This is a genomic window from Bradyrhizobium sp. G127, from assembly GCF_021502575.1.
In the GTDB taxonomy this organism is placed as follows: Bacteria; Pseudomonadota; Alphaproteobacteria; order Rhizobiales; family Xanthobacteraceae; genus Afipia.
Window position 1 is genome coordinate 382,266 of the sequence record NZ_JAKFGN010000001.1, and the last position, 24,002, is coordinate 406,267.

At 62.5% G+C, this 24,002-nt stretch carries 26 protein-coding genes and 1 tRNA gene; 16 read left to right on the top strand and 11 right to left on the bottom strand.

What is annotated here, in order from left to right:
• Positions 1–735: 735 nt before the first annotated feature.
• A complete protein-coding gene (gene rpsT / locus LVY71_RS01870) occupies positions 736–1,002 on the bottom strand; it encodes a 30S ribosomal protein S20 (protein ID WP_235097637.1) in 267 nt (88 codons plus the stop codon).
• 308 nt (positions 1,003–1,310) lie between these two features.
• Here rpsT and LVY71_RS01875 point away from each other — a divergent pair, with 308 nt between their 5' ends.
• From LVY71_RS01875 to LVY71_RS01885, 3 genes are all read left to right on the top strand, one after another.
• Positions 1,311–1,628, top strand: coding sequence for a hypothetical protein (locus LVY71_RS01875; RefSeq protein WP_235097639.1), 318 nt, complete (start codon positions 1,311–1,313; stop codon positions 1,626–1,628).
• Positions 1,629–1,771: 143 nt separating this feature from the next.
• Complete coding sequence (msrA, locus tag LVY71_RS01880) at positions 1,772–2,425, top strand: peptide-methionine (S)-S-oxide reductase MsrA (RefSeq protein WP_235097641.1); 654 nt, start codon at positions 1,772–1,774, stop codon at positions 2,423–2,425.
• Positions 2,426–2,674: 249 nt separating this feature from the next.
• The gene (locus tag LVY71_RS01885) at positions 2,675–3,241 is read left to right on the top strand and encodes a polysaccharide biosynthesis/export family protein (RefSeq protein WP_235097643.1); all 567 of its coding nucleotides are present in this window, start codon (positions 2,675–2,677) and stop codon (positions 3,239–3,241) included.
• Positions 3,242–3,429: 188 nt separating this feature from the next.
• On the opposite strand, the gene LVY71_RS01890 is transcribed toward LVY71_RS01885, so the two are convergent.
• Both LVY71_RS01890 and LVY71_RS01895 read right to left on the bottom strand, forming a co-directional pair.
• Complete coding sequence (locus tag LVY71_RS01890; protein WP_235097644.1) at positions 3,430–4,101, bottom strand: dienelactone hydrolase family protein; 672 nt, start codon at positions 4,099–4,101, stop codon at positions 3,430–3,432.
• 52 nt (positions 4,102–4,153) lie between these two features.
• Positions 4,154–4,483, bottom strand: coding sequence for a hypothetical protein (locus LVY71_RS01895; RefSeq protein WP_235097647.1), 330 nt, complete (start codon positions 4,481–4,483; stop codon positions 4,154–4,156).
• Positions 4,484–4,548: 65 nt separating this feature from the next.
• On the opposite strand from LVY71_RS01895, the gene LVY71_RS01900 reads away from it, so the two are divergent.
• The 5 genes from LVY71_RS01900 (at position 4,549) to LVY71_RS01920 (ending at position 10,247) form a co-directional block, all read left to right on the top strand.
• Entirely contained in the window at positions 4,549–5,901 is a 1,353-nt protein-coding gene (locus tag LVY71_RS01900) for an acyclic terpene utilization AtuA family protein (RefSeq protein WP_235097649.1), read from the top strand.
• Positions 5,902–5,904: 3 nt separating this feature from the next.
• Positions 5,905–6,261: an AtuA-related protein gene (locus tag LVY71_RS01905; RefSeq protein WP_235097651.1), complete on the top strand. Its 357-nt coding sequence runs from the start codon at positions 5,905–5,907 to the stop codon at positions 6,259–6,261.
• A gap of 82 nt (positions 6,262–6,343) precedes the next feature.
• Positions 6,344–7,264, top strand: coding sequence for a DMT family transporter (locus tag LVY71_RS01910; protein WP_235097653.1), 921 nt, complete (start codon positions 6,344–6,346; stop codon positions 7,262–7,264).
• 215 nt (positions 7,265–7,479) lie between these two features.
• Positions 7,480–7,971 carry a (2Fe-2S)-binding protein gene (locus LVY71_RS01915; protein WP_235097656.1) on the top strand — a complete coding sequence of 164 codons (492 nt, stop codon included), beginning with the start codon at positions 7,480–7,482 and terminating at the stop codon, positions 7,969–7,971.
• Complete coding sequence (locus tag LVY71_RS01920) at positions 7,968–10,247, top strand: xanthine dehydrogenase family protein molybdopterin-binding subunit (RefSeq protein ID WP_235097658.1); 2,280 nt, start codon at positions 7,968–7,970, stop codon at positions 10,245–10,247. The genes LVY71_RS01915 and LVY71_RS01920 overlap by 4 nt, the downstream gene beginning before the upstream one ends.
• 289 nt (positions 10,248–10,536) lie before the next feature.
• Here LVY71_RS01920 and LVY71_RS01925 read toward each other — a convergent pair whose 3' ends face one another.
• Positions 10,537–11,391, bottom strand: a complete 855-nt coding sequence (locus LVY71_RS01925) for an SDR family NAD(P)-dependent oxidoreductase (RefSeq protein ID WP_235097660.1) — start codon at positions 11,389–11,391, stop codon at positions 10,537–10,539.
• Between the two features lie 206 nt (positions 11,392–11,597).
• Here LVY71_RS01925 and LVY71_RS01930 point away from each other — a divergent pair, with 206 nt between their 5' ends.
• Positions 11,598–11,816 (top strand): cysteine rich repeat-containing protein, encoded by a 219-nt coding sequence (locus LVY71_RS01930; protein ID WP_235097661.1) that lies wholly within the window; start codon positions 11,598–11,600, stop codon positions 11,814–11,816.
• A 40-nt stretch (positions 11,817–11,856) separates the two neighbouring features.
• On the opposite strand, the gene LVY71_RS01935 is transcribed toward LVY71_RS01930, so the two are convergent.
• Positions 11,857–12,072 (bottom strand): hypothetical protein, encoded by a 216-nt coding sequence (locus tag LVY71_RS01935; protein ID WP_235097663.1) that lies wholly within the window; start codon positions 12,070–12,072, stop codon positions 11,857–11,859.
• A gap of 254 nt (positions 12,073–12,326) precedes the next feature.
• On the opposite strand from LVY71_RS01935, the gene LVY71_RS01940 reads away from it, so the two are divergent.
• The 5 genes from LVY71_RS01940 to LVY71_RS01960 all read left to right on the top strand — a co-directional run bounded on the left by LVY71_RS01940 (position 12,327) and on the right by LVY71_RS01960 (position 17,420).
• On the top strand, positions 12,327–12,575 hold the full coding sequence (locus tag LVY71_RS01940; RefSeq protein ID WP_235097665.1) for a DUF3551 domain-containing protein: 249 nt from the start codon (positions 12,327–12,329) through the stop codon (positions 12,573–12,575).
• Positions 12,576–12,882: 307 nt separating this feature from the next.
• The gene (locus LVY71_RS01945; protein ID WP_235097666.1) at positions 12,883–14,736 is read left to right on the top strand and encodes a GGDEF domain-containing protein; all 1,854 of its coding nucleotides are present in this window, start codon (positions 12,883–12,885) and stop codon (positions 14,734–14,736) included.
• 189 nt (positions 14,737–14,925) lie between these two features.
• Positions 14,926–15,981 carry an AI-2E family transporter gene (locus LVY71_RS01950; protein ID WP_235097668.1) on the top strand — a complete coding sequence of 352 codons (1,056 nt, stop codon included), beginning with the start codon at positions 14,926–14,928 and terminating at the stop codon, positions 15,979–15,981.
• Positions 15,982–16,130: 149 nt separating this feature from the next.
• Positions 16,131–16,847 carry a helix-turn-helix transcriptional regulator gene (locus LVY71_RS01955; RefSeq protein WP_235097670.1) on the top strand — a complete coding sequence of 239 codons (717 nt, stop codon included), beginning with the start codon at positions 16,131–16,133 and terminating at the stop codon, positions 16,845–16,847.
• Positions 16,848–16,895: 48 nt separating this feature from the next.
• The gene (locus LVY71_RS01960) at positions 16,896–17,420 is read left to right on the top strand and encodes a nuclear transport factor 2 family protein (RefSeq protein WP_235097672.1); all 525 of its coding nucleotides are present in this window, start codon (positions 16,896–16,898) and stop codon (positions 17,418–17,420) included.
• A 530-nt stretch (positions 17,421–17,950) separates the two neighbouring features.
• Here the strand turns inward: LVY71_RS01960 and LVY71_RS01965 are convergent.
• The 6 genes from LVY71_RS01965 to LVY71_RS01990 all read right to left on the bottom strand — a co-directional run bounded on the left by LVY71_RS01965 (position 17,951) and on the right by LVY71_RS01990 (position 22,165).
• Positions 17,951–18,027: transfer RNA gene (locus LVY71_RS01965), tRNA-Arg, on the bottom strand.
• A gap of 160 nt (positions 18,028–18,187) precedes the next feature.
• Positions 18,188–18,538, bottom strand: coding sequence for a c-type cytochrome (locus tag LVY71_RS01970; protein ID WP_235097674.1), 351 nt, complete (start codon positions 18,536–18,538; stop codon positions 18,188–18,190).
• Positions 18,535–18,861 (bottom strand): c-type cytochrome, encoded by a 327-nt coding sequence (locus LVY71_RS01975; protein ID WP_235097676.1) that lies wholly within the window; start codon positions 18,859–18,861, stop codon positions 18,535–18,537. The genes LVY71_RS01970 and LVY71_RS01975 overlap by 4 nt, the downstream gene beginning before the upstream one ends.
• 293 nt (positions 18,862–19,154) lie before the next feature.
• Positions 19,155–19,847, bottom strand: coding sequence for an SDR family NAD(P)-dependent oxidoreductase (locus tag LVY71_RS01980; RefSeq protein WP_235097678.1), 693 nt, complete (start codon positions 19,845–19,847; stop codon positions 19,155–19,157).
• 198 nt (positions 19,848–20,045) lie between these two features.
• Positions 20,046–20,450 (bottom strand): YccF domain-containing protein, encoded by a 405-nt coding sequence (locus LVY71_RS01985; RefSeq protein WP_235097680.1) that lies wholly within the window; start codon positions 20,448–20,450, stop codon positions 20,046–20,048.
• Positions 20,451–20,566: 116 nt separating this feature from the next.
• A complete protein-coding gene (locus LVY71_RS01990; RefSeq protein ID WP_235097682.1) occupies positions 20,567–22,165 on the bottom strand; it encodes an AMP-binding protein in 1,599 nt (532 codons plus the stop codon).
• A 185-nt stretch (positions 22,166–22,350) separates the two neighbouring features.
• On the opposite strand from LVY71_RS01990, the gene LVY71_RS01995 reads away from it, so the two are divergent.
• Positions 22,351–22,629, top strand: coding sequence for a DUF3551 domain-containing protein (locus LVY71_RS01995; protein WP_235097684.1), 279 nt, complete (start codon positions 22,351–22,353; stop codon positions 22,627–22,629).
• A gap of 150 nt (positions 22,630–22,779) precedes the next feature.
• On the top strand, positions 22,780–23,958 hold the full coding sequence (locus tag LVY71_RS02000; RefSeq protein ID WP_235097686.1) for a DUF3095 domain-containing protein: 1,179 nt from the start codon (positions 22,780–22,782) through the stop codon (positions 23,956–23,958).
• The last annotated feature ends 44 nt before the right edge of the window (positions 23,959–24,002 follow it).

Below are 24,002 nucleotides of genomic sequence, written 5' to 3' on the forward strand. Positions count from 1 at the left end.
CATTTCGACACGGCAAGCCGCCCTCACAAACCGCGTGAGTTTGAACCCGACCATCGCTTGGAAAGCGCCGCTGACGTGCAGACCCGTAACTGACTTGCATGCCCGCCCAAGGTTCTCAAACCGCGCTGATCAGAAGAGCCGTGGGCGACGCGACGGAATAAGAAATACACGAGGCGCTGCGGCTCGCAATGAAATTGATTCTGGATCGCGCGGTTGAAATTCGACTTGCGGGTGATGTGAAACCGTCAGCGCTTCATGACAAAACAGCAAGGTTTTGAATCTGTGCACAGATTCGAAAAGTCGGACAACTGTCACAAATCGCGCGATCGCCAAAACCTCGTTCATAAAAAATATACGTTTGATCCGGTCGCGATCGCGTTTTCCAACTGCTGTTCGCCGCTATGCCGATAAGGTCTTCGTCATGCGTGGATTTTCGTGATCGGCGGGAGAGGGTAACCCTTCGCGCTGTTTCGGTCGTGCAGCATCAGCGCCCTTGCAATTTGAAAACATCGCACGCGCGGCAGAAGCCGTTCGTCGTCGGAGCAATTAACCTTGAATGGTGTTCGTCTGACGATGGTCGGCGTGCATTGCAGTCCGATCGGCAGTGCAACCGCAAAAGAAAAAGCCCGGCATCGGCCGGGCTTTTGTTGGTCAGCTTTTTCGGATCAGTTCATTTGATGAGTGAGAACTCACTCGCGATCATATGTCCGGTCGTTCGGACGATCCGCCGCCGGATTACTTGGCGAGCTTCGCGATCTGGTGCGTGAGGCGCGACACCTTCCGGCTCGCGTTGTTCTTGTGAATGATGTTGCGCTGCGCTGCCTGCATCAGTTCCGGTTCCGCGCGCTTCATCGCCTCGAGGGCGGCGGTGCGGTCGCCGTTCTTGATGGCGTCCTCAACGGTGCGAACCGAGCCGCGCATCTGGGTACGGCGCGACTTGTTGATCACGGTGCGACGGGCAATCTTGCGAGTCGCCTTCTTGGCAGAGGTTGTATTGGCCATGGTCTCTCGGTTTCTCTCGGTCCGTCAGGCTGCGGCTGCCATTGTGAGCCGCCGGTCTGATCGATATCGACCGTTCGGCCGATGCTGGGTGAAAATGGTGTGCTCTGAAATGTTCTTCGCTAAGGACACGTCTAACAGAACATGCTCTTAAAGAACATCGGCGGCAGGATTGCGCCCGCCGCCAGTTGCGGGTTCTTATAGGGACACTGGTCCGGACCGTCAACGATTTCCGGGCCCGTTTTGGGCCTTCCGGGACCGGATCGGGCCTTCCGGCACCGGTAAAAGTGGTTGAATAGAAGGGGTAAACGATGATCCGCGGGTTTTTTCGTCTGATCGGGCTGTTTTTGCTGGTCGTCGGCTTCCTGTCGCTGGTTTACGACGGAGCCCGAACCATCGCCGACCAGACGCTGCGGATCACCCGTCTCGGCGAGCTGTGGAACGACATCAACCAGGCTAGCCAGCAGTCGTTTCAGGCCATGGTCGAGGGGGTCTCGCCCTTGCTCTGGAGCAGCGTGATGAAGCTGCTGCTCAACCAGCCGGCCTGGGCTGTGATGGGGATCCTGGGCATCCTGCTGATGCTGGTGTTCCGGCCGAGCAAGCCGCTGATCGGCTACTCGCGGAACTGAGATCGTCTTTTCCGCCACCCGACCGGCTCCGGCGATGCCGCAGATATGATGGAATGGCCCAACCGTAACATCATAGCGTCTGTTGCGTAGACACACATATAGAGTGTCGTCAAAATCAGACACGCCAGCCATCAGGAGCAGCCATGTTCTTCTCCCGCAAATCCCTTGAAGTGCCGAGTGCTGCGGATGCCCTGCCGGGCCGCGCGACGGCGCTTCCCACCGCGAAGACCCATTTCGTCAACGGCCATGCGCTGAAGGGCCCGTATCCGGCCGGCCTCGAGACCGCGATTTTCGGCCTCGGCTGTTTCTGGGGCGCCGAGCGCAAGTTCTGGGAAATGGAGGGCGTCTATGTCACGGCGGTCGGCTATGCCGGCGGCGCGACCCCGAATCCGACCTATGAGGAGACCTGCTCGGGCCGCACCGGCCATACCGAAGCGGTGCTGGTGGTGTTCGATCCGCAGAAGGTCTCCTACGACGCGCTGCTCAAGACGTTCTGGGAAAGTCACGATCCCACCCAAGGCATGCGTCAGGGAAACGACATCGGCACGCAGTACCGCTCGGCGATCTACACCACCAGCGATGCGCAGATGAAGGCCGCGCTGGCGTCGAAGGATGCCTACAACAAGGCGTTGAAGGACAAGCGCTACGGATCGATCACCACGGAGATCGCCCCGGCCGGTCCGTTCTATTTCGCTGAGGATTATCACCAGCAGTATCTGGCGAAGAATCCCGCCGGCTATTGCGGTCTCGGCGGCACCGGCGTGTCGTGCCCGATCGGCGTGGGCGTGAGCGCGTAAACGTCATTGCGAGGAGCACTTGCGACGAAGCAATCCTGCCTTTTCTGTTTCTTTCTCGATTGCTTCGCGGAGTTTATCATCGGGGCGGCCATAGCGCGTCAAAGACGCGCGTGAACGCGCTTTTGGCCGGACCCGTTGGCTCGCAATGACGGGGAACATTTGCTTTCCGGATGCCTGCTTACCCTTTGTTAACCATAAATGCCGCACACCGGGCCTGTCTCTCATGTGAGGACAGGCCCGGAGCGTTTCATGCGTGCGTCGCGGTTGTCGCTGATCGCTGTCGTTTTTTTTGCGCTGGCTGTTTCCGGCTGCATGCACACGTCTCCGGCGGCGACGACCGGCTACGCCCCCGTCGATGAGCCTTACCGGCTCGATGCGGGCGACAAGCTGCGTGTCGTGGTCTACGGCCAGGACGGTCTCACCAACACCTACGCCGTTGGCGCCAGCGGCGCGATCACCATGCCGCTGATCGGCGCGGTGCCCGCGCGCGGTCTGACGCCCGCCGAACTCGCTGCTTCCGTCACGGCGCGGCTGAAGAAGGGCTATCTGCGCGAGCCGTATGTGGCGGCGGAGATCGACACCTACCGTCCGTTCTTCATTCTCGGCGAAGTGGCGGCCCCCGGACAGTATCCCTACGTGCCGAAGCTGACGGTGGAAACCGCGGTGGCCATCGCCGGCGGCTTCACCCCGCGCGCGGAACGCGGCGCGATCAAGCTGACGCGGGTGGGCGAGGCCGGCGCCGCGCAGGCGGTCGTGCCGCCCGGCACCTTCCTCAAGCCCGGCGATACGATTGTCGTCGCCGAGCGGTGGTTCTAGTTCTGTGCCGCTGGTGCGGTGCTAGCGTGGTGTTGCGTGATTCATCCACGCGTCGTCCCGGCGCAGGCCGGGACCCATAACCACCATCGGCAATGTTTTGGCAGGATAGCCGAGCTTCCTGAAATGTGAACTCAGGGAGTATGGGTCCCGGCCTGCGCCGGGACGACGCTCTATTCTTGGGTGACGGCTTACTTCAAGTGCGTCCCGAAGAACGCAAGGCTGTGCTGCCAGGCGAGATCAGAACTCGCCTTGTCGTAACTGGTGCGTTCGTCGCAGCCGAAACCGTGCTGCGCGCCGGGATAGACGAACACCTCCACCTCCGGCCGCTTCGCCTTGATGGTCTCGATATCGCTCAACGGAATGCCGCCGTCCTTCTCGCCGAAATGCAGTTGTGTCGGCACCGTGGGTTTGTCGTCGGCGAAGCGCGCCACCGCGCCGCCATAGTAGCCGACCGCCGCGCTCAAGCCTGAAAGTTTGGTCGCTGCCACATAGGCGACGCTGCCGCCGAGACAGAAGCCGATGATGCCGACCGGGCCGACACCTGCCGCCGCATCGATCGCCGCCTGCGTATCGCGCCGCATCGCCGGCCAGTCCGGTGCTGCGACGAATTTGCGCGCCACCGCCACTTCCTCCGGCGTGTAGCCGGATTGGAAGTCAGGCTCGATGCGGTCGAAGATTGCGGGCGCGATGGCGACATAGCCTTCGTTCGCCAGCCGGTCGCAGATGTTGCGGATATGCGAATTGACTCCGAAAATTTCCTGGATCACCACGACCGCGCCCTTTGGTTTTGACGCGGGATCGGCGCGATAGCCGCCGAGCCTGAATCCGTCTGAGGCAGTCAAGGTCACGGTCTTTCCCATGCGGACGTCCTCCGGTGTGGTCTGGAATGAGAGGGATGAGAGGCGGTGGCGCTTATTGCCACATCCAGTTGCGGCTCCAGTCGGCCTTCCAGCCGGTGAGGCGGCCGCCGCGGAACTGGAGATAGAGCGGGTCGTCGCGGAACGACCACCGGCTGCCGCCGACATTGCGGATCACCAGAAAGATTTCATTGCCCGGCCGTCCGCTCACATAGGCCAGCGGCTGGCCCAACGCTGCAGCGGCATCGTCGGCGCTCATGCCGAACACCAGCGGTGTGTGATTGGACAGCGTGGTGGTGAACGGCGAGGACGGTATCTGCCCGGCGTGCACAGGGCTATGCGCAACGACGAGGGCGACAAGCGTGACGAAGGGCACTAGTTTCATGCGCAAATACTTGTTGGATTTGTCGATCAAGGCAAGCCGAAAGCCGATCTGGGAGGATCAACTTTTTGTCGACATTGCGGATAGGTGCGGGATCGGCGTGGTGGGGTGACCGCATCGAGCCGGCGAAACTCAACGCCGAGCGGGGCGACCTCGATTATCTCTGCTTCGAGACCATGGCGGAAGCGACCGTTTCGGCGGCGCAGGTGCGCAAGCGGCGCGATCCGTCGTTTCCCGGCTATGACACCTATCTCGACGACCGCGTGACAGCGGTGCTGCCGGGCTGCCTGAAACGCGGCACCAGGATCATCAGCAACCAGGGCTGGATCAATCCGGACGGCGCGGCGCAGCGCATCGTCGAACTGCTGCGGGAGCACGGCGCAAAAGGAAAGAAAGTCGCCGCGGTCTCCGGCAGCCTCATCACGGATCGGATTGCGGCGCTTGGCGGCACCATTCTTGAGAACGGCGCGCCGGTCTCCTCGATCGCGTCCGAGATCATTTCCGCCGAGGCCTATCTCGGCGCGGAGCCGATAGTCGAAGCGCTGCGTCAGGGCGCGGACATTGTGGTGACAGGCCGCGTCGCTGACCCGTCATTGTTTCTCGCGCCGATGATGCATGAATTCGGCTGGCGCGCGGACGACTTTGCAAAGCTCGGCGCGGGCAGCGGGCTTGGTCATTTGCTCGAATGCGGCGCGCAGGTCACCGGGGGCTATTTCGCCGATCCCGGCTTCAAGGACGTGCCGGACCCGTGGGATCTGGCGTTCCCCATCGCCGAGGTCGAGAGTGACGGCAGCGCGGTGATCGCCAAGGTCGCAGGCACCGGCGGCGCGATCAACGCCATGACGGTGAAAGAGCAGATGCTCTACGAGGTGCACGATCCGCGCAACTACATCACGCCGGATGTGGTGGTGGATTTCACCGGCGCGGTACTTGAAGAAGTCGGGCCTGATCGCATGCGCGTCAGCGCCATCGGCGGCAAGCCGCGCACGCCGACGCTGAAAGTCTCGATGGGCTGCATGGAAGGTTTTATCGGCGAAGACATGTTCTTCTATGCTGGTCCCGGCGCGCTGCGCCGCGCGCAACTCGCGAAGCAAATTCTCGAAGAGCGCTTCCGCATCGTCGGGCTTAAGGCCGACGACCTGCGCATCGATTTCCTCGGTCTCAACGCCATCCATGGCGAGGCGACACCGGACGATGCGCCGGAGCCCTATGAAGTCGCGGTGCGGGTCGCGGCCCGCTGCAAGACCCGCGAGGAAGCCATGAAGGTCGGCCGTGAGATCGACGGCATGGCGGTGTCCGGCGTCGCCATGACCGGCAAGCGCGTGCCACATCAGGACCGCACCCGCGAGATTATCGGCGTGTGGTCCACCCTGGTGCCGCGGGAGACCGTCGCCCCCGTCATCGCCTGGTACGAGAGCTGAGCCATGCCAAATACTTTGCAGGTCAAGCTCGAACGCGTGGCGCATGTCCGCTCCGGCGACAAGGGCAACACCTCGAACATCGCGGTGATCGCGTATCGCGACGAATTCTATCCGCTGTTGAAAGAGCAACTGACGGCGGCGCGCTTCAAGGCGTTCTATCGCGGCGCGATCAAGGGCGAGGTCACGCGTTATGAGGCCGACAACCTCGCGGCGCTGAATTTCGTCGCGGAAGGCGCGCTCGGCGGCGGCGTATCGCGCAGTCTCAGCCTCGATAATTACGGCAAGGCGCTGTCGGCGGCGATCCTCGGGTTTGAGATCGAGGTGCCGGAGCAATACGGCAATCTGCTGCGCGGCGGATAACCTGCGTTCGCATCGAAGCACCACAATGTTTCGGCGTGGCAACGTCGGCGGGAAGAACCGGAAGAAAGTTGGCGGCGATATCATGACTCTTGCAATCGAGACGCCGCAGCCACGCACCGTGCTGAACCTTGCGCTGCTGTTGCTGCTGGCGACGCTGTGGGGCTCGGCCTACACGCTGATCAAGGTCGGCGTGGCGACGATTCCTCCGCTGACGCTGATCGCGGGGCGCACGCTGATCGCGGGCATCATTCTGCTGGTGATCGTGGCCCTGCGCGGCATCGCCATGCCGCGCGATCCTGCGGTCTGGCGGCGGTTCATGATCCAGACCTGCCTCAACAGCGCGATCCCGTTCACGCTGATCGCGTGGGCCACCCGTTACGTCGATGCCGGGCTCGCCACCATTCTCGGCTCGAACGCGCCGATCTTCGCCTTCCTGCTGACGCTGCTGTTCGTCCGCCATGAGCGCCCAACGCTGCGCCAGTCGCTTGGCGTCGCCGCGGGGCTTGCCGGAATCTGTCTTGTCGTCGGCGTCAATGCATTCAACGGCCTTGGCAAGGATGTCCTGGCGCAGCTTGCGCTGGTTCTCTCCGCGGTCGCGTTCGGCGCGTCGGCGCTGTTCGGGCGCAACTTCAACGGCCTCGATCCGATGGTGCCGGCCGCCGGATCGCTGATCTGCGGTGCAATCCTGCTGACGCCGTTCAGTCTCGTGATCGATCAGCCGTGGACGCTCGCACCGTCAACGCATTCGCTTCTCGCCCTGCTGGCACTGGCGGTGTTCTCTACCGCGATTGCCTTCGTGATCTATTTCAAGCTGATCCAGTCGCTAGGCTCTGTTGGCGCAACGGCACAGGCCTATCTCCGCGTGCCGATCGGCGTCGCGGTGGGTGCGATATTTCTGGGCGAGACGCTGTCGCCGACGGTCTGGATCGGACTGGTCTGCGTGATTGCCGGCATCGCTGCGATGACGATTCCGCAACGCACCTCATCGGCCACGTTGTCCTGACAAGACAAACCGGCTTTGTTGCCGCGTTGCACAACAAAGCCACGCCGCGCGCCGCGCAATTCATTTTGCTTTGACCGATTCTAATTTGCATTGCCTGCGGAAAAAAACGCGCTCATTCTCTGCGCGTCCGTCATCCACCCGGTGCATGGCGGACGAAAGACCTCGACGTCAGTCATCGCCGTAAGCGATGTCGTGCACCGGCAGGGAAAGAAACGATGCCCACTCTCAGCATTAACGGGCGGAGCATGTCCGTCGACGCGGCCAACGATACGCCGCTGCTCTGGGTCATTCGCGAACAGTTACAGATGACCGGTACGAAATTCGGCTGCGGCGCGGGTCTTTGCGGCGCATGCACGGTTCACGTCAACGGCGAAGCCGTCCGCTCCTGCCAGACCGCGCTCGGCGACGTCGCCGGCAAGAAGATCACCACCATCGAAGGACTGAGCGCCAAGGGCGATCATCCGTTACAGAAGGCCTGGATACTCGAACAGGTGCCGCAATGCGGCTACTGCCAGTCCGGGCAGATCATGCAGGCGGCATCGCTGCTTGCGAAGAACACCAACCCGACCAAGGACGAAGTGGTCGCGCATATGGACGGCAACCTGTGCCGCTGCATGACCTATTCACGAATTCAGAAGGCAATCATGCGGGCCGCCGCCGATATGCGCACCGCCTCGAACGCGCCAGCGGATCGGAGAGCGACATGAACAAGCACATCAAGTTGAATTCATCATCGACCGACCTCAGCCGCCGCTCGTTCGTGGTCGGCGCATCAGCCGCCGGTCTCGCCCTCGGCTTCGTCTCCGTTCCGGGTTCAGCCGCGCTCGCCGCGCCCGGCAGCTTCGATCCGAGCGTGTGGTATTCGATCGCGCCGGACGGTCTGGTCACGGTGACCTGCGGCAAAGCCGACATGGGCCAGCATGTGGCCTCGACCATGGCGCAGCTCGTGGCCGAAGAACTCGGCGCAAGCTGGAAGGACATGCGGGTGCAACTCGCCTCCAACGATCCCAAGTACAACGATCCGGTGCTGGGCGCGCAGATCACGGGTGGCTCGTGGAGCACCATGATGAACTTCGAGACCATGAGCCGGGCCGGCGCCGCGGGCCGCATCGCGCTGACCGAAGCTGCCGCCGCCATGATGGGCGTGCCGGCCGGCGAATTGGTGGTGCGGGATTCCGCTATCTCGCATCCGAAGTCGAACAAGTCGCTGACCTTCGCGCAGATCGTGAAAAGCGGCAAGGCGACCAAAACCTTCACGCCGGATGACCTGAAAGCGCTCAAGCTGAAGACGCCGGATCAATATACGCTGGTCGGCCATTCAATCCCGCAGATCGACATTCCGTCCAAGACCAACGGCAGCGCGAAGTACGGTATCGATGCGTTTCTGCCCGGCATGGTCTACGGCAAGATCGTGATGCCGCCGGTGCGCTACGGCGCAACGGTGAAGGCGGTGGATGACAGCGCGGCGAAGAAAGTGCCGGGCTTTATCAAGGCGGTGACGATCGACGACAAGACCGGCACCACCACGGGCTGGGTGGTGGCGGTCGCCAATACCTTTGCCAACGCCAAGAAGGCGGCAGATGCACTGAAGATCACCTACGACAACGGACCGAACGCCAAGGTCTCCAGCGCCTCCCTGCTCGAAGAGGCCCGGAAGCTGCAGGCCGACAGCGCCTCCGGGCTGTTCTTCGTCAAGAACGGCGACACCGCGGACGCGCTCGGCAAGGCGGCGAAGGTGATGGAGGCGGAATACACCACCAACATCAACATCCATGCGCCGATGGAGCCGATGAACGCCACGGCTGAGCTGAAGGGCGACATCTGGCACCTGTATTCCGGCAACCAGTTCGCCACCCGCACCGGCGCTATCGCGGCCGGTGCGCTCGGCATCGATCCGAAGTTCATCGTTATGCATCAGGCGTGGCTGGGCGGCGGCTTCGGCCGGCGTCTCGACGGCGACATGATGGTGCCGGCGGTGCTGGCGGCGAAGGCCGTCGGCAAGCCGGTGAAGGTGATCTACTCGCGCGAGGACGACATGACGATGGACTTCTCGCGTCCGCTCACCTTCCAGAAGATCAAGGCCGGTCTTGACGACAGCGGCAAGCTGGTCGCGTTCAATCACGACGTGGTCAGCGCGTGGCCGACCAAGCGCTGGGGCATTCCGGCCTTCCTGTCGCCGGATGTCGAAAAGAAGGGCGCGCTCGATGCCTTCACGGTGAACGGCGCGGACTTCTTCTACACCGTGCCCAACCATAATGTCCGCGCGATCCTCAATGAACTCGCGCAGTCGGCGACGCCATCGGGCCAGCTGCGTTCGGTCGCGCCCGGCTGGACGTTCTGGGCGGTCGAAAGCATGCTCGACGAACTCGCGGTGACCGCCGGAAAAGACCCGGCGCAATTCCGCATCGACATGCTCGACGGCGCCGGTGCCAATGCCGGCGGCGCGCAGCGGCTGCGCAACACGCTGCTGGCGGCGATGGGCATGGCCGGTTACGGCACCAAGAAATTGCCCAAGGGCGAAGGCATGGGTGTCGCCTGCGTGTCGTCGCAGGAACGCGCCACCGCGAGCTGGACGGCCTGCGTCGCCCATGTCGCGGTGGACGACAGCGGCGAGGTCAAGGTGAAGAAGCTCACGGTGGCCACTGATGTCGGCACCCAGGTCAACCCGGACGGCATCCGCGCCCAAGTCGAGGGCGCGGCGCTGTGGGGCATGTCGCTGGCGCTGTTTGAGAAGGCCACCATGAAGGATGGCGCGATCGAGCAGACCAACTTCGACAGCTACACCCCGATGCGGATGAGCCAGATCCCCGAGGTGGCGGTCAACGTCATCGCCAATGGCGAGCCGCCGACTGGCGTGGGTGAACCTGCGGTGACGGTGGTGGCGCCGGCGCTCGCCAACGCGATCTACAACGCGGTCGGCGCGCGGGTCCGTGCGCTGCCGATCACGGCGGACGCGGTGAAGGCCGGAATGCGGAAGTCCTGACCGCGGTCTGACGTATAGCTACGATGACAACCGGAGGCATCCTGATCGATACCTCCGGTTTTTCATGTCGAGGTTGCGGAGTTTCGTCTCTCGACAGTCGATATCCGGCGTCTGACGTCGCGCCAAACCTGTAATTCAAGCCAGCGCGGAGACTGCGGCGTGGATCTTTCGCGACGAGTTTGTGTTTAAGGCGACGCTGATCGGGCTCGGCTGCTTTACGATCGTGGTCGGGGCAGTGGCCTGCCTTCTGGCGCTGGTGAAACGGGTCGACCGCGGCTGAAGCCGGCCGTCATTCCCTTTTCACCGGCACATCTCGCCGCGTCATGAAATCCACCACCCGGTCCGGCGTCAGCGCGCGGCCGATCGGACCGAGATGCGCAATGAATCCCACATAATACCGCGTTCGCGGGCGCGCGACGGTCGCGGCCCTGACGACGGTGCGCGCCACGGTCTCCGCGCTCAGCACGCCGAATCCCCGCGGATCGAGAAAGTTCGTCATGCGCGCCGCCAGCCGCTGCTTGAAATAGGCGTAAGGACTCTGCGGACCGGTCTCCGGAATCGTCGTCAGCAATGTGGCGCCGAATCGGGTCGCGATCGGGCCGGGCAGCACGTTCACCACGTCGATCCCAAACGGCTCGACCTCGGGACGTAGCGAGTCGGTCAAGGCCTCGATGGCAAATTTGGTGGCGTGATAGGCACCGCCGCCGATCGAACTGACCCGTCCCGCCACCGAACTGACATTCACAATCCGGCCGCGTCCGGCGCTGCGCATCGCCGGCAACGCCAGTTGCGCCAGGCGAAGCCCGCCGAACACATTGGTCTCGAACTGCCGCCGCAGCGCCCCGAGGGGAATTTCCTCGAGCGGGCCGTACTGGCCGTAGCCCGCGTTGTTCACCAGAATGCCGATGGCGCCGTGGTCGCGCTCGATGACATCGACCGCCGCGCGTCGCGCGTTCTCGTCGGTGACGTCGAGGGCAAGGATGCGGCAGCCCAGCGCCCGCAATTCCTCCAGGGCCGCCGGATCGCGCGCCGTCGCGAAAGTTTCATAACCCGCCGCGCGAAACTGTTTCGCCGCGGCAAAGCCGACGCCGCTGGAGCATCCGGTGATGAGAACGGGACCGTTGGTCGGTTTGTTCAGCGACATGAATCACGCATTACGGGAAAACGGCGATATGGCCAGGTCGAGACGAGGACGATAAAGTCCGCGGCGCGCGTTTCCCCGGACAGCGAGTGAGATCGCCGAAATACTTGCTTGGTTCGTTCCGGATTGCAAACTGCGCCGGCTGGGTTGTCCGATTCGTTACAATGACCGTCTTTCGCTGCCTGTTATCTTCAATCAAGGAGAATTCGATGCTGCGCATTTGTCTTGCCGCCCTCACGCTGGCTGTCCCGACGCTCGCATCCGCGCAGCAATTTACCGCCGCGCAACGCGATGCCTGCAAGGGCGACTATGAGAAGTATTGCAGCAATGTCCTGCCGGGTGGCGGCCGTGTTATCGCGTGTCTGTCCAAGGAAAGTGCCAAACTGACCGAGGCCTGCAAGGCGGCGGTCAGCGCTGCGGCGAAGTGATCGAAAAATCAACTGATCCAAGCCAGGCTACCCGCGCCATCTACCGGCGTCTGGTTCGGGACGCCGGTTTACCGCTTTTCCTTGCGGCCTTTGCGCTTCGGCGCAGGGCGTCCTTGAGATCTTTCGGTACACCGTGTTTCTTCAACAGGTCGGCGAAAGATTCGTCCGCCAGCTCCTGAAGGGTTGCCATACGGTCGCGGCCAAGCTGCACCAGCGCCCGCCAGGTCTCGTCGTCGAACTCGATGACCTTGCGCATCTCGGGACGCCTCTTGCATGACCGCTGGATTGGGCCCGCTCATCATACAAGCAGGTGTCACAGAAAGGGTTCCGGCACGCCGCACCGGCCGGGCAAGGTAGCGGAATGCCGCGATTGCGCCGGATCGTCCGGGCACTGCCGTTGCCGAATGTCTGCCTTGCGCGCGGTCTCACTCATTCGTTGCTTGACGTGTGGTGCGCCCCGGAGGAACGCTCGATCCGGACCCGCGCATGATCGCCGCAAGGGAGAGCACCATGACCATGCGAAAATTTTTATTGATCGTCGCGGCAGCGGTCGCTGTCCCGGTTTTGGGCGCGGGCCCGGCGGTAGCGCAGCAGTATCCGTTTTGCCGCAAGGCGGAGGGGGGTCCGGGCGATTGCCGCTACTCCACACTGGAGCAATGCCAGCAGGCGGTGTCCGGCACGTCCGGCTATTGCCAGCCGAACTACTGGCTTCCGCAGACCCCGCAGGTCAATCCGCATCGCCGCGCGCGCCGCTCCTGACCGGAGAACGACGGTCAGAGCCCGCCGGGAATGGACCGGCATCGCGAGCCACGCGCCGCGCGAACGGCCGTTTTTCGATTTTAACATTCAGCGATGAATCAGGCTGAATTTTTCCCTAACGCGCACTGGCTCCGCTTGCAGAGATAGTTGTGCGGCCGGGCTTTACGTGAAGCGCGAGCAGAATTTCGCCTGCAACCATCACTGGTTCTGGATGCAATCTTAACTGTGTCATTTTACGCAAACGCAATTCCCGCATGCGCTTATGGCAGCGGATAAGAACCCTGCGCGGTGAAGGAATAAGAAGACGATGACCCCGGGGTCGATCAATCACATCGGAGCGACCCTTCGGCGTGTCAAACTTCAGGTCGCCAGACATGCGTCATGCGGCGGCGATCACAGCCTGCGCCGCAAGCTCCTGGTCGGCGCGGGAATTGCGTTCATCTGCACCTCGATTCTGGCTGTCGGCGTGATCGGCCGTTCTTTCGACGATTATCGCCGGGCGCGGCAGAATCTGCGCGGGCTGGAAAGCTATCGGATCATCCTCAGCGCGGCCAATCTTCTGTCCGCCGAACGCGGGCCGTCCAACAGCGTGCTCGGCGACGCCGGCGTGACGCACGGTGTGTTGCGCGAGCGGCTGAATGCATTCCGCGCCCGCAGCGACGCCATTCTCGATCAGGTATCCGCGCCGTTCGGCGCAGGCGTACCCGCCGATCTGCTGAAGCCGGTGAGGGCGCAGCTTCTGGAAGCGCGTCGGCAGGTAGACGGCGTCGCAGCCACGCCGCTCGAACGCCGAGGCCTCGACGATGTGCAGTCGTCGATCGAGAGCATGTTCAAGGTCGTCGATACGTTCCAGTCCGTGGTCGCATGGAAGGCGGGGATGCTGACCGCGTCAAATCCTGCACTGGCGGAGCCGGTCATGACCGGCCGCATCTTCAGCGATCTGCGGGAGTTCGGCGGAAGGATCGGGTCGCAGATCGTCGCCCCGATCGCCATCAGCCAGCCGCTGCCGTTGAAGAATCTCATCGACAGCAACCGGACCCGCGGCCGCATTCTCGAACTGTGGAATCTGGTTGGAGATCATGCCGTCGCCAGCCGCGGCGATCCGCGCCTGGCGGTGCCGCTGGGCGATGCCGAGCGGATGTTTTTCGGCCAAGGCCTGGGCCTTATTGACACGTTGATCGCGGAAGGCCGGAAGTCGGGCAACTACACGATGACCGCCGATGAATTCACCGTCCGTTTTGTCGACACGCTGAAGCCGCTGGAACAGTTACGCGGCGCGTTTCTCGACGTCGCGATCGAGCGCCTCACCGAGATTCGCACCGGTGCGCTGGTGATCCTGACGGTCACGATCGCCATTACGATGATTATCCTTGCGGTGCTGGTCGGTCTGGTTCTGGCGGCCCAGCGATTTGTATTCGGCCCGTTGCTGCGGGCGCGCGAGGCCGTGATCGCGCTGGCCGAGGATCGTCTCACCGTGTTTCGCCACGAGCGGCCTCACGCCATCGAGATGCGCCGCCTGTTCGATGCCATCGGCATCCTGCGCGACAGTCTGGCGGAGCGCGCGTCGCTGACGCGGCAGCTCAAGGTGCAGGCCGAGACCGACGGCCTGACCGGATTGATGAACCGCCGCGCGCTCGACATGATCGGCGAGAGTCATACCAGCAGTCAGGTGATGGCGGACGGCGTCTGCCTTATTCTCATGGACGTCGATCATTTCAAGTCCATCAACGACCGGCACGGTCATCTTGAAGGCGACCGGGTGTTGAAGGAAACCATTCAGTCGATACGTCCGATGCTCGGGGTGAACGACCTGTTCGCGCGTTTCGGCGGCGAGGAATTCGTCATCCTGATTCCGGGCCGCGACATCGGCGAGGCGCTGGCGCTGGCGGAGCGAATTCGCAGCAGGCTGCAAGAGAGCCGGATCGTGCTGTCCGATGGCGCGACGGTGAAAGTCACGGCGAGCTTCGGCGTCGCCAAAGGCAGCCTCGGACAGTTCGCGTGGCGGCGGCTGATCGAAGCCGCCGACGCCGCGCTTTACCGCGCCAAATCCGACGGCCGAAACTGCGTGCGCCAGTCCCAGCCGGCGCCGTCGCTGGTGCCGGATCTGCCGGATGAGCCGGAATCCGGCAAATCGCCGAAAAAAACCATTGCCGCGCAGTAGAAGGCCCGCGCCGCGGCGGGCGCGCGGCAATTTCTGCCGCCGCCACCATTGATCTCTGCCGGATGAGGCGCGTGGCCGCGCCTTCGAAAAGATCGTCTCCGTTGTTCGCTCCACACGGCTGGCATAGACTTCGCCGTCAAGATTGGTTGCAGGGAGCCGGCGTCCGGCTCGAGAAACGAGTGAGGCGGCGTGCGCAGCATTGAAGACCAGAGCTTGCTGATATTGGTCATCGCGGTATCGCTGGCGTTCGCCTGGATTCTCCAGCCGTTTTACGGAGCCATTTTATGGGGAATCATCGCTGCGATCATTTTCGCTCCGCTTTGCCGGTGGTTGGCGAAATCCATGCGATGGCCCGTGCTTGCCGCTCCGATCACGATCCTTGTCATTATCGCCATCGTCATCCTGCCGCTGACGATGATTGCCGCTTCCCTCGGACGGGAAGCGTCGAATCTCTATGGCAAGGTTCAGTCGGGCGACGTTGATTTTATCAAGAACGCGCAAGAGGTTCTCGATGTCTTGCCAGCATGGGCAAAGGACTGGCTTGGCCGGTTCGGTCTGGCGGACCTGAGTTCGATGCGGGACGGGCTGACAGCGGGCCTCGTCAAAGGCAGCCAGTTCATCGCGACCCAAGCGCTCAACATCGGTTCGAGCACATTCGATTTCATCATCGGCCTCGGCGTGATGCTGTATCTGCTTTTCTTCCTGCTGCAGGATGGCGATGCACTGCTTGGGCGTATCCATGCGGCCGTTCCCTTGCGGGAGGACCAGGAGCGCGCGCTGTTTTCCAGATTTGCACTCGTCGTTCGTGCCACGGTGAGGGGCGGCATTCTGGTCGCCATCGCGCAGGGCGCGCTCGGCGGACTGGCGTTCTGGTTTCTCGGAATCCACGCGCCGCTGTTATGGGCGGTGATCATGGCGTTCCTGTCGCTGCTGCCGGCAATCGGAGCCGGTCTGGTGTGGGTGCCGGTGGCGATCTATCTGCTGGCGACCGGCGCGATATGGCAGGGCATCGTCCTGATCGCTTACGGCATCTTCGTCATCGGGCTGGTCGACAACGTGTTGCGGCCGTTCCTTGTCGGCAAGGACACCAAGCTGCCCGACTATGTCGTGCTGATCTCCACGCTCGGCGGCATCGAAGTGTTCGGTCTGCATGGATTCGTCATTGGGCCGGTCATCGCCGCGATGTTCATGGTCACATGGGAAATCTTTTCCGCATCGCGGCTGGCCCGGCAGGAGATCACCTGAACCTTCGAAGCATGGCACGCTCTCGAAAACCGACGTAAGTCGATCTATGTTACGGAATATGAAGGTAACAGCGGTGTCGCGAACACGATGAGATCGCCGTCTGGATCGCACGGTTTAGCGTACAAGGCCTGCGAAGGAAGATTCGGACCATGTCGAGGACGAGTCGCCTTTTTGAACTGATCAACCTGCTGCGCGCACGCAGGACGCCCGTTACGGCCCTGCATCTGGCGCGTGAACTGGGCATCTCGCGGCGGAGCGTATACCGGGACATTGAAGCGTTGCGCTCGCTCGGAGCGCCTCTCGATGGGCAAGCGGGTATTGGCTATTGCTTGGGAGAAGGATTTTTTCTTCCGGAATTCGCATTTTCATCGGACGAACTGGACGCGTTGATACTTGGCCTGGGCTGGGTGCGGCAGCGGGCCGATCCTGCCCTGGCACAAGGCAGCGAACGCGCTTTGGCGAAAATACTTTCCGCGAGGAACAATGCTCCAGCGACGAGCGGTGAACCACCTGCTGTAACGGCGGCCTCGGTGTCTGAGCGCGTGGATCCTCCGCAGGTCGCACTATTGCGAGATGCCATACGTCGGCAACGTAAGGTCGCGATCGGCTACGAAGACGCGCAAGGCTCGTTGTCGGATCGCACCATCTGGCCGATCGCTATCGTCTATTTCGACGATGTGCGTGTGTTGGCGGCCTGGTGCGAACACAGATCGGCCTTCCGCCACTTCCGCGTCGATCGCGTGCACGTGAGGACGATTTTGGAAGAGCGCTACCCCGGGCGACGCCAATCGCTCATAGCGCGGTGGCGGCAGCAGGATCGCGACTGGCGCTCGATGCTGACAGTTTCTGACACATCGACACGCTAACAATTGACGGGCGCACGCAATCCCGGCGCCATGTCAAAGGAACGATAAATGGCTTCCTCCAATTCACACCCCATCCCGGCACGCCGGCGTGAGAGCACAATGTTGCGTAACGCAACGATCTTAGCGAGTTTGGTGATTTTATCGATCTCGGTTTCCGTACAGGCGGCTCCGGATGCGGCGAAAGGAGGAGTATCCGTTATGACTAATCAAGAAGCCTGGAAGCTGTACGAGAAATATCTAAGCGCATGGAATACGACCTCGATGGAGGAACGCTTGAAAATCGCCACAGAGGTTTTGAGTGAGAACATTGAATATCAAACCGCTAGACATGACCTGTCCACCGCTCGATCGCTCGTCATGGAAGACATGGCCACGTTTCATAAGAATTTCCCGGGAGGGCATTTTGAAATCGGCGATGTCTCTTCGCACCACAATGTGGCTTTGTTGACTTGGGTTATCGTCCAGGCCGATGGCAAGGAGTTTGCTCGCGGAGGCGACCAGATCACAGTCGGTCGCAACGGACAGATCTCAAAAATCATTACCTTTGCGCCATCTGTAAAGGATCCGAATTAATCTCTGAGAAAGTTGTACTTGAACGTCACTCACACTCCGTTCTAGGTCCGGATGAGCTCGCGCTGATCGACCCGTCACTGCCGCCCGGCCGCGGCTGTCGGCCTACCGGAGACAATCGGCTTATTTCGAAAGTATGGTGTCGATCAAGCGGACAGGCGCACAATGGCGTTAGTTGTCGGATGAATATGGCAACCGGAGCCGGCCATCACTAATGCTATGGTCGGATTTCTGACCTCGAATGGTCCTACGAGATCCTAACGGCTTGCATCCTGCCGCGGCTCATTGGCGGTCTGGCTCGCGAGATCGGTTCGAGCTGAAGCGGTCGGTACTCTGTGAGGCGCCAATAGGCTATTTCGTTGTCCGTGCACGCTTGGCGGAGTTATGGGCCGCCCTCGTCGCAGTACGCTTGGCCCCTCCCTCAAGGCGGCGTCGGGCGAGCACTGGCCCACCTTCAGCAGGCCGAGCCTCGACAGGCCGGGTGTGCCAAACTTGTTGGGGAAAGGGAAAACCACCATCCTTGAACGGGGAGATGGCGCACCCGACACGATTCGAACGTGTGACCTTTGCCTTCGGAGGGCAACGCTCTATCCAGCTGAGCTACGGGTGCAGCGTCATCCATTTAGCCGATTGGCCCCTGCGGGGCAACGGCTGGCAGGGGCTTTATAGGCTCTGGTGGAGTCCGCGTAGCCCTCTTTCAGGCGACGGTCACACGTTCGAATCGCACCATCTGAGCCGATTGTCGGCACGGCGCGCCTGACTCGTTTCTGCTACTTCTCTTTCAGGCCCAGAATGAAGGCGATGACATCGGCCCGCTCCTGCGAAGTCAGAATCAGATTCGGCATTTGATGATGAGGGGTCAGCAACGCGACATTCAACGCGGTCGCCGACATGCCCTTGATGCCTGCGATATGGTTGAAATTCGGAGCCGCCGGATTCGGCGAGGCCTCACCGCGCGCCACGCCGTGACACGTGGAGCAGATTTTCTGGGTCAGGATTGCACCCTGAACCGGATCGCCGAACTCCTGGGTTTTTCCGGATGACTGCAGCGCCGCGAGGCTCACAATGATGCCAACCGTGAAGATCGAGGCTCTCACAGATGTTGTCTGAAGCTTGCTCATAGCTTCGACCGCTGCGGGAAGGAAGATCCTGGATTGTCCTTGCGATGCTTGCCTGCGAGGGATGCGATATACTCGGCGATGTTATCGATCTCCTGCCGGCTGAGCGAGAAATTCGGCATCTTGGGATGCTGGTCGAGCAGGAATGCCGCAACTTTTTCCGACTTGAAATTCGGCTGCTGGGCAATGGACAGGAATGACGGAACGTCCGCATTTGCCTGAACCTGATCTGCCGCCACAAGATGACAGCTTGCACACCATCGGCGCCCGAGCTGTTCGCCTTTCTTCAAGTCAGCAGACAATGCGATCGACGACGATCCTGCCATGACTGCAAACGCTATTCCAACCCGTCTCACGTAACTCCGACTCTTCATTTTTCTGATCATCATGGGCCCATACCGACACGTGCGAACTCGTAAAGGCTGAGGTGCATTCCAGCTTCTACCGCCGCGAGGAGAGCGAACAGTGGATATGGATCAATGCGCGCTGCCTCGAGCAGACTGCATGCTGCGAGGGTTTGCAGAAAAAGTCTATCTAAAAGGGATCAGTGCGAACACATTTGACCTGAATGCGCTCGGGAGATGATTCTCGATCGCGGAGTTTTTCGGCAAGGCCGCTGTCAGAATTTTTCGATCCACGGTCGCACCTCGACCTCCAGCGACCACGCGTTCCGGGGCTGCCGCAATACATCGAGATAGGTCTGGGCAATGCCGTCGGGATCGAGCGTGTTGTCGGACCTATCGGGCCGGCTGGCGCTGCGCACCGCGCCGTCGATCACGAAGTGCGCGACGTGAATGCCTTTCGGTCCGAGTTCGCGGGCTGCGCTCTGCGCAAGGCCGCGCAGCGCGAACTTGCCCATCGCGAAGGCCGCCGAGAGCGGGAAGCCCTTGACGCCGGCGGTCGCACCCGTGAGCAGGATCGCGCCGCGTTCATGCGGCGTCATCCGGCGCGCGGCCTGCTGCGTCACCAGAAACGCGCCGAACGCGGAAATCTCCAGCGCACGCCTGAGATTTTCCGGATCGATCTCCGCGATCGGTCCCGGCGCGCGGGCGCTGGCATTGTAGATAACGACGTCGGGCTCGCCGAGGTGCTTGTCGAAGTCGGCGAACAGCTGCTGCACGGCAGCGGGATTCGAAGCGTCCACTGCGAATGTTCTGACGCCGATATCGGCGGCGAGCGGCGCCAGCTTCTCGACGTTGCGCGCGGCCATCCCGACCGTGACTCCTGCCGCGCGGAGCTGCCGCGCCAGCGATGAACTGATGCCGGGACCCGCGCCGACAATGAGCGCTGTGTGAAAGGGGAAATCAGGCATGTGACCTCCGGCCATGGGTTTGTCCAGCAGCCGTGCATGGCGTTCGCCGTTGCATGACCGCGTTCAACCAGATGACCCTTCGGTTCGCGACAGGCAATGTTTTGCCGGCGAAGACCAGCCATGTCTTCGAAAGAAACAGATCTTTCGGAAAAACAAGCCTCGAAGCAAGACTGGTTCGCGTTGCGGGGGGAAGAGCCGTTACGCCGGCACGATGATCTTTCCGATCGGCCACAGCGCGATGCCGGCCAGTTTCAGATGCGCCCATGCGAACGGGATGCCGACAATGGTCGCCGCCAGCAGCACGGCTGTGACGACATGACCGAGCGCCAGCCACCAGCCCGCCAGCACCAGCCAGATCAGGTTGCCGATGAAGCCGAGCGGTCCGGTGCCGATGTCGGACTGCCCTGTTACTAGGTCGCGCGATACCGCCTTTTGGCCGAACGGAAACAATGTGTAGGCCGCGATGTTGAACGCAGCCCGCGCCCAGGGTAGGCCGATGATCGTGATCGCCATGATGATTGCAGCGACTACCCAGCCGGCAGCCATCCAGATGCCGCCGAGAAGAATCCAGAGAATATTCAGGAACAGGGAGACAGGAGACATCGTGGCTTCCGGTTTTCGATGAGCGTTGCCGCCCGACGCCACCAATATCGGATGCCTTGCGGCATTTGCCAATGCCGCATGCGCCACGTCTTACTCTCACAAAGCGCCACTGGCATTTACGCCAGCAGCTTCCTCAATTCCGCCTTCGCCACTTTTTCCAGCGTCGAACGCGGCATTTCATCCACCAGCCGCACCTCGCGCGGCACCTTGAAGTCGGCCAGCGACTTTTTGCACGCCGCCAGAATGTCGTCCTGAAGCGTTGGCGCCGCGCCGCTGACGCCCCGCTGCGGAATGACGAACACCACCGGCACTTCGTCCAGCATCGGATGCTTCTTGGCGACCACAGCGGCTTCGCGCACGCCGGCCACCGTAATGACGACCTGCTCGATCTCGGACGCGGCGACGTTCTCGCCGCCGACCTTCAGCATGTCCTTGGCGCGGTCGCCGAAGCGGAGGAAACCGTTCTCCAGCAGTTTCACGCGGTCGCCGGTGATGAAATAACCCTGCGCGTCGAAGCTGTCGCGCGTGGCCGCCTCGTTGTGCAGGTATTCCTTGAACAGCGAGAGGCCGGGGATGCCGTGGATCAGCAGATCGCCGGTCTCGCCGGGAAGCGTCGCCACGCCGTTTTCGTCGACCACCCGGATTTGATATTCCGGCGCGGCACGGCCGATGGCGAGCGGGATATTCGGCTGCGTCACCTCACCGACGATGCCGTGGGTGATGGTTTCGGTCATGCCCCACCAGCCGATGGTCTTGACGCCGAAATGCGCGTCGGTGGGCGGCTCGCAGATCGCGCTGCCCCACAGCCGGAAGTGATGCGCCTTCGGGCGCTCCCGCTCCATCAGCGCCTTGACGCAGAATTGCACCAGCGAGGTCCAGGTGCAGCGATGCGCCAAAGCCGTGCTCCAGAACCGGCTGGCCGAAAAGCGCGGCATGATCACCGCCGTGCCGCCGACCCATAGCGTCGCCAGCATCGAATAGGCCAGCGCGTTGGTATGAAACAGCGGCAGATAGACGAGATGAACGTCGTCGGCGCGCAGATCCTGATGCGCCGCGTTGACCTTCGCGCCCCATAGCGCGTTGGCGTGGGTCCACAGCACCGCCTTGGGCCGCGATGTGGTGCCGGACGTATATTGCACGCTGCACGAGGCGTAGGGATCGGCAGCGCGCTGCGGCCGGTCGGCGCTGTCGGCGAACAGGCTTTCGAACGCGTCGCTTTTCGGCGGCCTGCCCGATGCCGGCGCGGCGCCCGCGTCATGCGAGGTGACCGCAAGCCAGCGCAGGTTCTTGCAGTGTGCCGCGATCATCTCGGCATAGGCCGGCTGAGTGACGGCGGCGACTGCGCCGCAGTGATCGGCGAAATATTCCATTTCCGATGGTGCGGAGCGGGTGTTGGTGGTCACCGCGATGGCGCCGATCTCAACGCAGGCGAACCACGTCAGCAGCGCCTCGATGCAATTGTCGAGATGGATCAGCACGCATTCGCCCGGCTTGATGCCGCGCGCCTCGAGGCCTGCGGCGAGCGCGCCCGCGCGGTCGTAAAACTCGCCGTATGTCCACGGCCGCGACGGCGAATCGAACGGCGCCCAGATCAGAAAAGCGTGATCGCGCCGCGTCTGCGCGCGCAGCCGCAGCAGCCACGGCACGTCCAGTCCGGCGAAGGGGCCGACATGGCCCGGTGCGAGAGCGTCCCTCGGTGTAGTTTTGCTTGGCATGTTTTCTCCCGGTCCCGCTTTTTGATGCGGGTTCACGAGGGCGTTTATGGCAGGCGGCGCGGCGTCGAACAATCCGGCTTCGCGGGCGTTGAGGGTGGCAGTTGCGCCATCCGGCAAACTCCTCTAACCGGACCAAAAGCACACGGGAAGCCGCACCTGCAACGGGGCTATCAAGGAGCAATCGCATGAAAAATCTCATTCTCCCGGCCCGGGCCGTCACGCTGGCGACCGCTGCCGCCGCGGTTTTCGCTCTCGGTGGCGCGGCTCCGGCCCAGGCCGATGCGCCGTTCTGCGTGGAGAATTACAGCCGCACCGGTCCCGGCCGGATGTGCAGCTTCTACACCTATGAGGCCTGCGTGGCCTACACCAGCGGCATCGGCGGCTCGTGCAGCGCCAATGCATGGTATCAGCCTTATGAGCCCGCGCCGCGCCGGCATCGCGCCCGCAGGCATCATCACGGCTGATCGTTCCCGATCGACCGTGTCATAAGGCGGCAGCGGCGCGGATTTCCGCGCCGTTTTTGTTTGGCGCGGGGCCTGAACCCGTCTTGCTGCGCAGCCGTATTTTTGGAACGCTGCCCAATCGCCGCAAGGCGCACAAGAACGGCAGGCGTAATGTTGGACGTTGCGATCGACAGAGGTGCGGCAGGCGGTGGCGGTAACGCCTTCTACAGCGCTTTGCCGCCGTTTCGCGGCTTCGCCAACCTGATGGACCCCGCGCTCTACCGGCCGGTGCCGGAAGGCTGGCTGATCGGCGTCGCTGACATCGTGCAGTCGACCAGGGCGATTGCGGAGAATCGCTACAAGGCGGTGAACATGGCCGGTGCGGCGGTGATCGCCTCGGTGACCAACGCGCTCGACAACCGCGATTTCCCGTTTGCTTTCGGCGGCGACGGCGCGAGCTTTGCGGTCTCGCCGGAGGACGCCGACCGCGCGCGCGAGGCGCTCGCCGCCACCGCCACATGGGTGAAGGAGGATCTCGATCTGGTGCTGCGCGTGGCGCTGGTGCCGATCGAAAGCATCCGCGCGCAGGACCTCGACGTGCGGGTCGCGCGCTACGCGCCGTCGCCGCATGTATCCTATGCGATGTTTACCGGCGGTGGTCTGGCCTGGGCGGAAGCTGCGATGAAGCGCGGCGAATTTACCGTGCCGGTGGCGCCGCCCGGCGCGCATCCCGATCTGACCGGACTGTCATGCCGGTTCTCCGAGATCCCGTCGGAGCGTGGCGTGATCCTGTCGGCCCTGATCGTGCCCGCATCGGCGGATGGCGCGGCATTCCGCAGTCTCATCGAAGACATCGTGACGCTGGTGGAAAAGAGCCCGGGCGCGGGACGTCCGGTCCCGGCCAAAGGCCCGCCATTGCGCTGGCCAACCCCGGGCGCGGCCTATGAGGCGCTGGCACGGCGCGGCGGCGGGCCGCTGTTCGTCAGGCGTCTCGCCGTGCAGGCCATGACGCTGTTCATCTATGTCCTGTTTCGCTTCGGCATTTCCGCCGGAGGCTTCGTGCCGCACGTCTATATGAAGGAAGTGGTGGAAAATTCCGATTTCCGGAAATACGACGACGGCCTGCGCATGGTGCTTGACTGCAAACCTGAGCTGGCCGATGCGCTGGAGCACCGCCTTGTCACTGCGGCGGCGGCCGGCATCGCACGGTACGGCCTGCACCGTCAGGATGCGGCGATGATGACCTGTTTTACCCTGTCGGCCTCGCGGCCGGACCATTTCCACTTCGTCGACGGCGCCCGGGGTGGTTACGCCTCCGCCGCCACGGCGCTCAAGGCGGCGCTGAATTAAGGCCTTTAAAATGAAGTCTTTAACTAAGGTTTTCGAATCGGTCG